Source organism: Streptosporangium nondiastaticum (assembly GCF_003011965.1).
Classification (GTDB): Bacteria; Actinomycetota; Actinomycetes; order Streptomycetales; family Streptomycetaceae; genus Streptomyces; species Streptomyces nondiastaticus.
This window is the reverse complement of sequence record NZ_PXWG01000188.1, coordinates 1-10,789: the sequence shown is the minus strand read 5'-3', so window position 1 is coordinate 10,789 and position 10,789 is coordinate 1. Positions and strand designations below refer to the sequence as shown.

Below are 10,789 nucleotides of genomic sequence, written 5' to 3'. Positions count from 1 at the left end.
GGCACGGCCCCCGCGCCCCACCCGCCCGCGTCCACCCAGCCGGCTCCCCAGCCGAGTGCCCCCACGTCGCAGTCCTCCACCCCGCCGCCCGCGTCCTCGCCGCCGCCCTCGCCGCAGCCGGGGCCGCAGGCGGCGGGCCCCGTGGCGTAGGCCGCGCCGGGCCCTGTGGCGCACGTCATGCCGGACCCTGTGGCGCAGGCCATGCCGCCGGACGGGGACGGCGGGTTGCGTCCCGGGGGTGCGAGTGCGTATGGTGGTAGATCGTTTGATCCCATTTGCCCGGCGCCTGCAGAAGCGCGCCGTGTGGCGCGTTCCTTACCTTGCCGTGGCTGACCGCATCGAGGCGGTCATTTGTGAAGCCGACACGGAGCTTGGGCGCGTGCCGAAACTCCGGAAGGTTTCGCATTTCGCATGTCCATTTCCCCTGAGCAGACCGTCATGCCCGCGAACGACGAGCTCGTCGAGATCGTCGCCGAGGCGGACGCCGCCGCGGAGACCACCGCGGACCTCAACCCCGACACCGCCGCCGAGGCCGTCGACTCCCCCGACACCGCTGACGTCGACACCGCTGACGCCGAGCCCGCCGAGCCGACGATCACCTTCGGTGACCTCGGTCTGGACGCGGCCATCGTCCGCAAGCTCGCGCAGAACGGCGTGACCACCCCCTTCCCGATCCAGGCCGCGACCATCCCGGACGCCCTGGCCGGCAAGGACATCCTCGGCCGCGGCCGCACCGGCTCCGGCAAGACCCTCTCCTTCGGCCTGCCGCTGCTGTCCACCCTGGCCGGCGGCTTCACCGAGAAGAAGCGCCCCCGCGGCCTGATCCTCACCCCGACCCGTGAGCTCGCGATGCAGGTCGCGGACGCCCTCCAGCCGTACGGCGACGTGCTCGGCCTCAAGATGAAGGTCGTCTGCGGCGGTACGTCCATGGGCAACCAGATCTACGCCCTGGAGCGCGGCGTCGACATCCTCGTCGCCACCCCGGGCCGTCTGCGCGACATCATCAACCGCGGCGCCGCCTCGCTCGACAAGGTCCAGGTCGCCGTCCTCGACGAGGCCGACCAGATGGCCGACATGGGCTTCCTGCCCGAGGTCACCGAGATCCTCGACCTGGTGCCGTCCGGCGGCCAGCGCCTGCTCTTCTCCGCGACGCTGGAGAACGAGATCGACACCCTCGTCAAGCGCTACCTGGTCGACCCCATCACGCACGAGGTCGACCCCTCCGCCGGTGCCGTCACCACCATGACCCACCACGTCCTCGTCGTGAAGCCGAAGGACAAGGCGCCGGTCACCGCCGCCATCGCCGCCCGCAAGGGCCGCACCATCATCTTCGTCCGCACCCAGCTGGGCGCCGACCGCGTCGCCGAGCAGCTGCTGGACGCCGGCGTCCGCGCCGACGCCCTGCACGGCGGCATGACCCAGGGCGCCCGCAGCCGCGTCCTGGAGGACTTCAAGGCCGGCTACGTGAACTGCCTGGTCGCCACCGACGTCGCCGCCCGCGGCATCCACGTCGACGGCATCGACCTGGTCCTCAACGTCGACCCGGCCGGCGACCACAAGGACTACCTGCACCGCTCGGGCCGCACCGCCCGCGCCGGCCAGTCCGGCACGGTCGTCTCCCTGGCCCTGCCGCACCAGCGCAAGCAGATCTTCCGCCTGATGGAGGACGCGGGCGTCGACGCCTCGCGCCACATCGTCGGCGGCGCCGGCGCCTTCGACGAGGACGTCGCCAAGATCACCGGCGCTCGCTCCCTCACCGAGGTGCAGGCCGACTCCGCGGCCAACGCCGCCAAGCAGGCCGAGCGCGACCTCGCCGACCTGACCCGCCAGCTGGAGCGCGCGCAGCGCCGCGCCACCGAGCTCCGCGAGGAGGCCGACCGCCTGCTGGCGCGCGCCGCCCGCGAGCGCGGCGAGGACCCGGAGGCCGCCGTCGCCGCTGCCGCCGAGGCCGCCGCCACCGAGGCCAAGGCCGAGGAGGAGGCCGCTGCCGCCGCGTCCGTCCCGGCGCAGGCCGCTCCGGCCCACGAGCGCCGCGACGAGCGGGGCAACTTCGAGCGCCGCGGCGGCGACCGCCGCGATGAGCGCGGTGGCGACCGCGGTGGTGACCGTGGCGGCTTCCGCCGTGACGACCGTCGTGACGACAACCGCTCCGGTGGCTTCCGTCGCGACGACCGCCCCTCTGGTGGTTTCCGTCGCGATGACCGCGAGGGTTTCCGTCGTGACGACCGTCGCGATGAGCGCGGTGGTGACCGTGGCGGCTTCCGCCGTGACGACCGTCGTGACGACAACCGCTCCGGTGGCTTCCGTCGCGACGACCGCCCCTCCGGCGGCTTCCGTCGTGACGACAACCGCTCCGGTGGCTTCCGCCGTGACGACCGCCCCTCCGGCGGCTTCCGTCGCGACGACCGCCCCTCGCACGGCGGCGGTTTCCGCTCCGGCGGCAGCGACCGTCCGTTCAACCGTGACCGCCGCGACGACCGCCCGTCGAGCGGCTACCGCTCCGGCGGCCACGACCGCCCGAACGGCCGCCGCGACGACCACCGTGGTGGCGCCGGTTCCTTCGGCCGCCGCGACGACAAGCCGCGCTGGAAGCGCAACGGCTGATAACCGCAGGTGATTTGGGGCCCGTACGGCACTTCGGTGGCGTACGGGCCCCGTTGCGTCCACGGGTCCGTCCAACTCATCGGCCATAACGACTCGGGATAACGCGGTCGGCCGGGCTATGCTGCGGGGTGCGGGCCGTTAGCTCAATTGGCAGAGCAGTGGACTTTTAATCCATTGGTTGTGGGTTCGAGTCCCACACGGCCTACGCGATGCGGGTCCGGCTTTACGCCGCTGACCTGCGATGGAGCGCCCCGTCCGGTTCTTGCCGGGCGGGGCGTCCGGCGTTGTGGGGCCCGCGTCGTGCGCATGGCGTGCCCATCCGGCCGGGAGTGGTCCGCGAATTCCTCGTGAACCAGCGGGACATGTGGCGGATACGCCGGCGAACCTCGTCGGACGACGCGTCGGACCTCATCGGACGCCATCGGACGCCATCGGACGCCATCGCGCGGCATCAGACGGCATCAGACGGCATCGGGCAGCATCGGATGCCCTCAGACCTCATCGGACGGCACCAGGATCTTCTCCGGCTCCGGCTGATCGAATCCGCACGCTCCCGCTGCCCGGCGACGCCTTCGCCGGGGCCGTGTCCGCCGGGGGGCGCACGGGCCGCGCACGCCCCACCCTCCGAGCCACCCTTGGACGCCCCCCGCGTGCCCGGCCCTCCGTGCACCCAGTTCCCCGAAACCCCGCACCCGCCTTGTGTTCGCGCCGCTACGGTAAGTGCGCGGGGTGGGTGCGGCGAGGGCCGGGAGGTCGGAGGCATGGAGAACTCGCGAGCCGGTGGGAGCGGAAGCGGAAGCGAGCGAGGGGAGCGGGGCGACCAGTCCCCGGCGTGCAGGGCGCACAGGGGGCGCACGGAGCGCGGCGAGGTGCCGGCCGGGCCCGCGGGGGCCGGGGCGGGAGCTTCGGGGGCGGCGGAGGCCCCGGGCACCGCGGGCGCCCCGGGTGCCGCCGGGGCCGAGACGACGCCCACCGAGCACGTGGCCGCACTGCTGAAGCGGGCCCAGAACGGCTTCGAGATCGGCGAGCCCGTCCTGGCCCGGCTGCGGACGGCGCTGATGCACCAGGCGGAGCTCCGCTCGTACCGCCAGCGCAACGACGAGCACCGCCCGCTGCGCTGCAACTCGTACCGGCACGTCTTCCTGCTGGCCGACGGCAGCAGCCTGCTGCTGTTCGAGCTGGAGCACGACACCGGCCCGGAGGACGCCTTCGTCTACGAGCTCTACGCCGACGAGGGCGCCCTCGACCGCGCCGAGCAGCGCGTGCACGAGCGGATCGGCGGCGGCATCGGGCCCGGGAGCGAGGGTGACGAGCTGCCGGCCTGGCTGGCGGAGGAGCTGCTGCTGGCCATGGGGCCGGTCCAGCCCCGCCGGGAGTACGTCGCCGACGCCTCGCCCGACCACGCCCGGCGGCTGCTGCGGCGCGCGGAGAACGAGGACGGGCCCGGCGAGGTGGTGCGCGAGCTGCTCCAGGGGGCGCTCGGCCACCACATCGCGCTGATCACCAAGCCGAGGCGCCGGGGCGCCGGGCGCGACGCCACCTGGTGCCGCTTCTACGAGCACGCGTTCCTGCTGGAGGGCGGGGGAGAGCTCAGCCTCTGGGAGCTGGAGCACAACATGAACAGGGACGGCCGCCTGGTCTGCGAGGTCTATCTGGACGAGACGGAGGCCGAGGTCGCCGCGGACCGGCACGCCCGCGCGCAGGGCGTGGAGCTGTAGGAGCGGGCAGGCACCGTCGGCGGGCGGTGGAACGGGGGCCGCCGACGTGTGCTAGGGAACAGCGCTTGCGTGTGCTACGCTGAACTGACGTTTCAGTTGTGGTACCCATGAACTCGTGTGCGCCTGACGGTTATGTGAACCGACGGCGCATTTTTGTTTTTGCCGGTCTATTCCGGTGTGGGGCCCATTGCACCTTTCGACGTCCGTCGAGGGTGTATCCACTAAGGAGATAGACATGGCTACTGGCACCGTGAAGTGGTTCAACTCGGAAAAGGGCTTCGGCTTCATCGAGCAGGACGGCGGCGGCCCCGACGTCTTCGCCCACTACTCGAACATCGCCTCCAACGGCTTCCGTGAGCTGTTCGAGGGCCAGAAGGTTTCCTTCGACGTCACGCAGGGCCAGAAGGGCCTGCAGGCCGAGAACATCGTCGCCGCCTGACGATGATGCCCGCCCGGTCCGCCTGACGGCGGCCCCGGGTTCTGCATGAAGCACACAGGCAATGGGGCCCGCACCACTGGGTGCGGGCCCCATTGCTGCCCCCGCGCCGGCCGGCGCCCGCTGCGCACCGGCCGTCGTCGTCCCGCACCCAGCGCGCCCAGGCTTTTCCGCCGTTCTGCCGTTCCCGTTCCCCAGGGCGGCGGCCCCGCGATGCGAAGTCTCCATTCCGGGCGTGTCCACCCCCTTTGAGGGAAGGTCCCACCCGCATGACTCGCTCCGCTCGTCCGACGACCCGCTCGCCCCGCGGGCCCCAGCAGAACCGCTCCGACCGCTCCGACCGGCCCGGCCGCGGCTCCCAGCAGGGCCGTGGCGGCGCCCGGCCCGCGAACCGCCGGCCCGCCGCCCCGCAGGGCGACTTCGAGACCCCGGTGAGCACGACCCCGGCGCTGCCGCCGGTCGCCTCCTTCGCCGACCTGGACATGCCGGCCGCGCTGCTCTCCACGCTGACCCGCGAGGGCGTCACCGAGCCGTTCCCCATCCAGGCCGCGACGCTGCCGAACTCGCTCACCGGCCGTGACGTCCTCGGCCGCGGCCGCACCGGCTCCGGCAAGACCCTCGCGTTCGGCCTGGCCCTGCTGGCCCGTACGGCCGGCCGCCGCGCCGAGTCCGGCCGCCCGCTCGCGCTCGTCCTCGTCCCCACCCGCGAGCTGGCCCAGCAGGTCACCGACTCGCTCGCCCCGTACGCCACCGCCGTGAACCTGCGGCTGGCCACGGTCGTCGGCGGCATGTCCATCGGCCGCCAGGCCCAGACGCTCGCGCGCGGCGCCGAGGTGCTCGTCGCCACGCCGGGCCGCCTCGCGGACCTCATCCAGCGCGGCGACTGCAAGCTCGGTGACGTGCGGATCACCGTCCTGGACGAGGCCGACCAGATGGCCGACATGGGCTTCCTGCCGCAGGTCACCCGGCTCCTCGACCAGGTCGACCCGGAGGGCCAGCGGATGCTGTTCTCCGCGACCCTCGACCGCAACGTCGACCGTCTTGTCCGCCGCTTCCTGTCCGACCCGGTGACGCACTCCGTCGACGCGTCGGTGGGCGCGGTCGCCACGATGGACCACCACCTGCTGCACGTCGCCGAGACCGACAAGAAGGACACGGTCACCCGGATCGCCGCCCGCGACGGCCGCGTGATCATGTTCGTGGACACCAAGCGCGGCGCCGACCGGCTGGTGAAGAAGCTGCTCTCCGAGGGCGTCCGCGCCGCCGCGCTGCACGGCGGCAAGAGCCAGCCGCAGCGCAACCGCACGCTGGACCTCTTCCGCACGGAGCAGGTCACGGCGCTGATCGCCACGAACGTCGCCGCGCGCGGCATCCACATCGACGGCCTCGACCTCGTCGTGAACGTCGACCCGCCCATGGACCACAAGGACTACCTGCACCGCGGCGGCCGTACGGCGCGCGCGGGCGAGTCCGGCACGGTCGTCACGCTGGTGCTGCCCGAGCAGCGGCGCGAGATGAGCCGGATGATGGCCACGGCGAAGATCTCCCCGAACGTCGTCACCGTCGACCCGGGCCACCCGGAGCTCGTGCGCATCACGGGCGCCCAGGAGCCGAGCGGCGTGCCGGTCGTCATTCCCGCGCCGGTGCCGGCCCAGGCGGCGCCGCGCAAGCGCAGCGGCGGGGGTGCGGGCTCGGGTGCCGGGTCCCGCTCCGGCGGTGGTTCCGGTTCGCGCACTCGCTCTCGTACGGGTTCGGGCTCGGGTTCCGGTGCGGGGGCGGCCGGCGGGGCTGCGGCTGCTGCCGGGTCGCGCGGGTCCCGGGGGACGCGGGGCTCGCGGGGCCGTGGACGCGGCGGCAACGGGGGCGTGGGCGGGGGCGCACGGCGCCCGGCGTCTTCCTGAGGCTTCCGAGTCTTCCTGAGGTTTCCGATCCGGTAGTCCGGCCGATCCGGTAGCTCGGCCGATCCGGTAGGCCGGCCGGGCTGCTCCCGGCCGGTTCCTTCCCGGCTGGTCTCCTCCCGGCCGGACAGCTCCCAGCCGGACCGCTCCCGGCTGGTCCCTTGCCGGCCGGTCCCTTCCCGGCCGGTCCCTTCCCCGATCGGCCGAGCACCGTTCGCCCGGTGACCTCCCGCCCGGAAGGGTGGGAGGGGTGAGCCGAACTGCCTGCCGCGCCGCGGGGCGCACCGTCCGCCGCGCTGCCCGTAGGCTCCCGGCCCTCCTGATCACCGGCGGAGCCCTGTTCGGGCTCGGGGCGCCCGCGAACTACACGTGCGCCCCCTTCCTCTCCGCCGCGCCCCTCGTGGCGGCGCCCCTGCACACCCTCCGCGCCACCGCCGCGGCCGCCCTGGCCGCGGTGGCGGTCGCGATCGGCCTCGTGCTCTACCACCGGCCGTCCGACACCGGCGAGGCGCTGGCCGAGGTCGCCACCATCGGCACGGTCTCCCTGGTCGCCCTGGGCATCAACCGCATCGCCCGCCGCAGTGACCAGCAGCTCGCCTCCGCCCGCGGCATCGCGGAGGCCGCCCAGCGCGCCGTCCTGCCCGCGCCCCCGTCCCGCATCGGCGGCCTGCGGGTGGCCGCGCGCTACGTGGCCGCGCATGCCGGCGCCCGGATCGGCGGGGATCTGTACGCGGTCCAGGACACTCCCCACGGCGTACGGGCCGTCGTCGGCGACGTCCGCGGCAAGGGCCTGGGCGCGGTCGAGGCCGTCGCCGTCGTGATCGGCGCGTTCCGGGAGGCGGCCGAGCAGGAGCCGACGCTGGAGGGAGTCGCGGGGCGGCTGGAGCGCGCACTGCAGCGGGAGGGCGCGCGGCGCGGGAACCTGGACGAGCACGAGGGCTTCACCACGGCCGTCCTGGCGGAGCTGCCGCCGGGGCAACCCGTACTCCGCCTGCTGAACCGCGGCCACCCGCCGCCGCTCCTGCTGCACGCGGACGGGCGGGTCGGTGCGGCCGACCCCACCGTGCCCGCCCTGCCGCTCGGGCTGGGGGACCTGGGGGTGTGGGCGGACCGGGCCGAGGAGCGGGAGTTCCCCGCGGGTTCGATGCTGCTGCTGATGACGGACGGGGTGACCGAGGCCAGGGATGCCGAGGGCACGTTCTACGACCCGCGGGCGGAGCTGACGGGGCGGCAGTTCAAGAGCCCGGAGGCGCTGCTGGACAGCCTGGTCGCCGAGGTCACGCGCCATTCGGGCGGTCAGGCGGCCGACGACATGGCCCTGTTGGCGATCCGGCGCGGCGAACGCATCGAACAGCACGTCGCGGAAAGCATCGACAGGCTCCGTGGGAGGACGTCCTGTGAAGAGCTGTCAGGGGGTGCGGTGGATTCGGGCTTTCGGCTTGGAATCCACCCGGCATGTCTATTAACGTTCGATAACGGAGCGCGGTCGTCGCAACCGCCACAAGAGGCGGTGCACCGTGCGCCTTCGCCGAATCCCGCGGGCACAGCACCACCTGATACACCGGCAAGATCTGGGAACCGGGGAACCACCACCCTGGGGTGAATCGGGCCGCACGTGGCCCGTAGGAGACCTTCCTGCTCCGAACCCGTCAGCTAACCCGGTAGGCGAGAAGGAAGGAAAGGAGTGCCCTAGTGGCATCCAGAGAGCCTGCCACCCCGTACGAGCTACCTGCCCCGTACGAGCCTGCTGCCCCGTACGAGCCCGCTGACTCGTACGAGCACGCGTCCTATGAGCGCGCTCCCTACCAGGACGCCTCTTACGAGGACGCCTCTTACGAGGACGCCTCTTACGATCCTCCGCTGGTCCCGGCGTACGCACCGCCGTACGAGCCGGACCCGGAGCCGTCGTACGAGGCGGACCGGCCCGCGCACGAGCGGTCGTACGAGCCCTCCGCCTTCAGCGCCTTCTCCTTCGGCGCGGGCCGCGGGCGCCACCGCGTCGTCAAGCAGCGGGGCGGCACGATGGCCCGTAGCGGTGCCGTGCTCGGCGTGGGCGTCATCGCGGCGGTCGGCGCGGGCGGGATGGCGAGTGCGCAGGAGCGTCCGGCGTCCTCCATATCCATGCCGGACCTGGCGCAGCTGCCGGGGGTGAGCTCGTTCTTCGCGGGAAGCGCGGCGGGCACGGCCGACTCGGTCGGCGAGGAGACCGGTACGGCCGCTTCCGAGGTGGCTCAGGAGGCGGCGCGGGCGGGTGAGGCGCTCCGGGCGAGGATCATGGAGCAGGCCGATCATCAGCAGGGCGTGGCCGAGGCCGAGGCGCAGGCGGCCCGGGTGAGGGCGGCCGCGGCGGTGCAGAAGCAGGCGGCGGAGCGCAAGGCGGCCGAGGCGGAGTCGGCGCGGGCGGCGGCGGCCGCGGCGGCCGAGCAGAAGCAGGCGCGGACTCCGCAGTGGGCGCAGGCGCAGGAGCAGGCACAGACGCCGGAGAAGACGAAGGCGGAGACGCGGGCACCCGAGAAGCAGCGGGCACCCGAAAAGAAGCGGGTGGAGAAGCAGACGGAGAGGCGGACGGAGAAGAGGGAGAGGCCGGGCCGGGCCTCCGCGCCCGCTCCATCCCGCCACTCCGGAGCATTCACCCTCCCCGTCGGCTCGTACACCCTGACGGCCGGTTTCGGGCAGGCGGGCAACATGTGGTCCGCGCATCACACGGGCGAGGACTTCGCCGCCCCGACCGGCACGCCGGTGAAGGCCGTGGGCGGCGGAACGATCACTCAGGCCGGCTGGGCGGGGGCGTACGGCTACCGCATCGTGCTGAGGCTCGACGACGGCACGGAGCTGTGGTTCTGCCACCTGTCGTCGATGGTGGTCACGTCGGGCAAGGTCGCCGCGGGCCAGGTCATAGGCCGGGTCGGTGCGACGGGCAACGTCACCGGGCCGCATCTGCACCTGGAGGTCCGGCCGGGCGGGGGCGCGCCGACGGACCCGCTGGGGTGGCTGCGGGGCAGGGGCCTGCAGCCGTAGCCGACGACGCCGCCGGCGAGCGGGGCGGAAACGGAATACCTGCTCCCGCAAGGACGTTGAGGTGATGCATGGCTGACATTCACAAGAAGATCGGCAACCTCTCCGTCCACCCGCTCGCCCTCGGCGGCAACGTCTTCGGCTGGACCGCGGACGAGGCGGAGTCCTTCGCGGTCCTCGACGCGTACGCGGCGGCGGGCGGCAACTTCATCGACACCGCCGACGTCTACTCGGCCTGGGTCCCGGGCAACCGGGGCGGCGAGTCGGAGACCGTCCTCGGCAACTGGTTCGCCTCGCGCGGCAATCGTGCCGACATCGTCCTCGCCACCAAGGTCGGCGCGGGCGTCCCCGAGCCCCGGGGCCTGCGGGCGTCGGTGATCAAGTCGGGCGTGGAGGAGTCCCTGCGCCGCCTCCGCACCGACTACATCGACCTCTACTACACGCACTACGACGATCCGTCGGTGCCGGTGGAGGAGTTCATCACGGCCCTCGACGCGCTGGTGAAGGAGGGCAAGGTCCGCGAGATCGCGGCCTCCAACATCACGCCGGAGCGTCTGCGGGAGGCCCTGGAGTTCTCGGACTCCTCGGGCCTGGCCAAGTACGTGGCGATCCAGCCCCACTACAACCTGGTCTCCCGCGACACCTACGAGGGCGCCCTGGCGTCCGTGGCGGCGCAGCACGGCCTGGCGGCCGTCCCGTACTGGGCCCTGGCCTCGGGCTTCCTCACCGGCAAGTACCGCCCCGGGGCGACCGTGGACAGCGCCCGCGCGGGGGCAGCCGGCAAGTACCTGGAGTCGGAGCGCGGCCTCCGGGTCCTGGCCGCCCTGGACGAGATCGCCGCGGCCCACGACGCGGAGCTCGCCACGGTGGCCCTGGCCTGGCTGGCGGCCCAGCCGACGGTGGCTTCCCCGCTGGCCAGCGCCCGCACGGTGGACCAGCTGCCGGCGCTGCTGGCGGTGGCGGACCTGAAGCTCACGGAGGAGGAGCTGAAGCGCTTGACGGAGGCGTCGGCGTAACAGACGAGGGGCCGCTCGGCGAGGCGGCCGACGGGCCCGTAGACGCGCAGGACGACGACGCTGATGGCACGGACGACGAAGCCGGCCAGCAGGGGTCCGACG

At 73.4% G+C, this 10,789-nt stretch carries 6 protein-coding genes, 1 tRNA gene, 1 pseudogene and 1 riboswitch; all 8 genes and pseudogenes read left to right on the top strand.

What is annotated here, in order from left to right; translation table 11 throughout:
• Window positions 1-411: 411 nt before the first annotated feature.
• Window positions 412-2,604 carry a DEAD/DEAH box helicase gene (locus tag B7P34_RS33230; protein ID WP_106681888.1) on the top strand — a complete coding sequence of 731 codons (2,193 nt, stop codon included), beginning with the start codon at window positions 412-414 and terminating at the stop codon, window positions 2,602-2,604.
• A 132-nt stretch (window positions 2,605-2,736) separates the two neighbouring features.
• Window positions 2,737-2,809: transfer RNA gene (locus B7P34_RS33225), tRNA-Lys, on the top strand.
• 664 nt (window positions 2,810-3,473) lie between these two features.
• Complete coding sequence (locus B7P34_RS33220) at window positions 3,474-4,322, top strand: DUF6227 family protein (protein ID WP_223268485.1); 849 nt, start codon at window positions 3,474-3,476, stop codon at window positions 4,320-4,322.
• 235 nt (window positions 4,323-4,557) lie between these two features.
• Window positions 4,558-4,761: a cold-shock protein gene (locus B7P34_RS33215; RefSeq protein ID WP_030367061.1), complete on the top strand. Its 204-nt coding sequence runs from the start codon at window positions 4,558-4,560 to the stop codon at window positions 4,759-4,761.
• Between the two features lie 266 nt (window positions 4,762-5,027).
• The gene (locus B7P34_RS33210) at window positions 5,028-6,659 is read left to right on the top strand and encodes a DEAD/DEAH box helicase (RefSeq protein WP_106681887.1); all 1,632 of its coding nucleotides are present in this window, start codon (window positions 5,028-5,030) and stop codon (window positions 6,657-6,659) included.
• A gap of 238 nt (window positions 6,660-6,897) precedes the next feature.
• Window positions 6,898-7,980 (top strand): annotated as a pseudogene (locus B7P34_RS39850) (PP2C family protein-serine/threonine phosphatase); the annotation flags it as partial.
• A gap of 216 nt (window positions 7,981-8,196) precedes the next feature.
• A riboswitch (cyclic di-AMP (ydaO/yuaA leader) is annotated at window positions 8,197-8,339 on the top strand.
• Window positions 8,340-8,348: 9 nt separating this feature from the next.
• A complete protein-coding gene (locus tag B7P34_RS39535) occupies window positions 8,349-9,674 on the top strand; it encodes a M23 family metallopeptidase (protein ID WP_286157536.1) in 1,326 nt (441 codons plus the stop codon).
• Between the two features lie 68 nt (window positions 9,675-9,742).
• Window positions 9,743-10,687, top strand: a complete 945-nt coding sequence (locus tag B7P34_RS33195; RefSeq protein ID WP_106681885.1) for an aldo/keto reductase — start codon at window positions 9,743-9,745, stop codon at window positions 10,685-10,687.
• The last annotated feature ends 102 nt before the right edge of the window (window positions 10,688-10,789 follow it).

Bases quoted from the DNA above. Each gene is read 5' to 3' on its own strand.
- B7P34_RS33195 (WP_106681885.1), top strand. From the start codon at position 9,743: ATGGCTGACATTCACAAGAAGATCGGCAACCTCTCCGTCCACCCGCTC.
- B7P34_RS33230 (WP_106681888.1), top strand. From the start codon at position 412: ATGTCCATTTCCCCTGAGCAGACCGTCATGCCCGCGAACGACGAGCTC.
- B7P34_RS33210 (WP_106681887.1), top strand. From the start codon at position 5,028: ATGACTCGCTCCGCTCGTCCGACGACCCGCTCGCCCCGCGGGCCCCAG.
- B7P34_RS33215 (WP_030367061.1), top strand. From the start codon at position 4,558: ATGGCTACTGGCACCGTGAAGTGGTTCAACTCGGAAAAGGGCTTCGGC.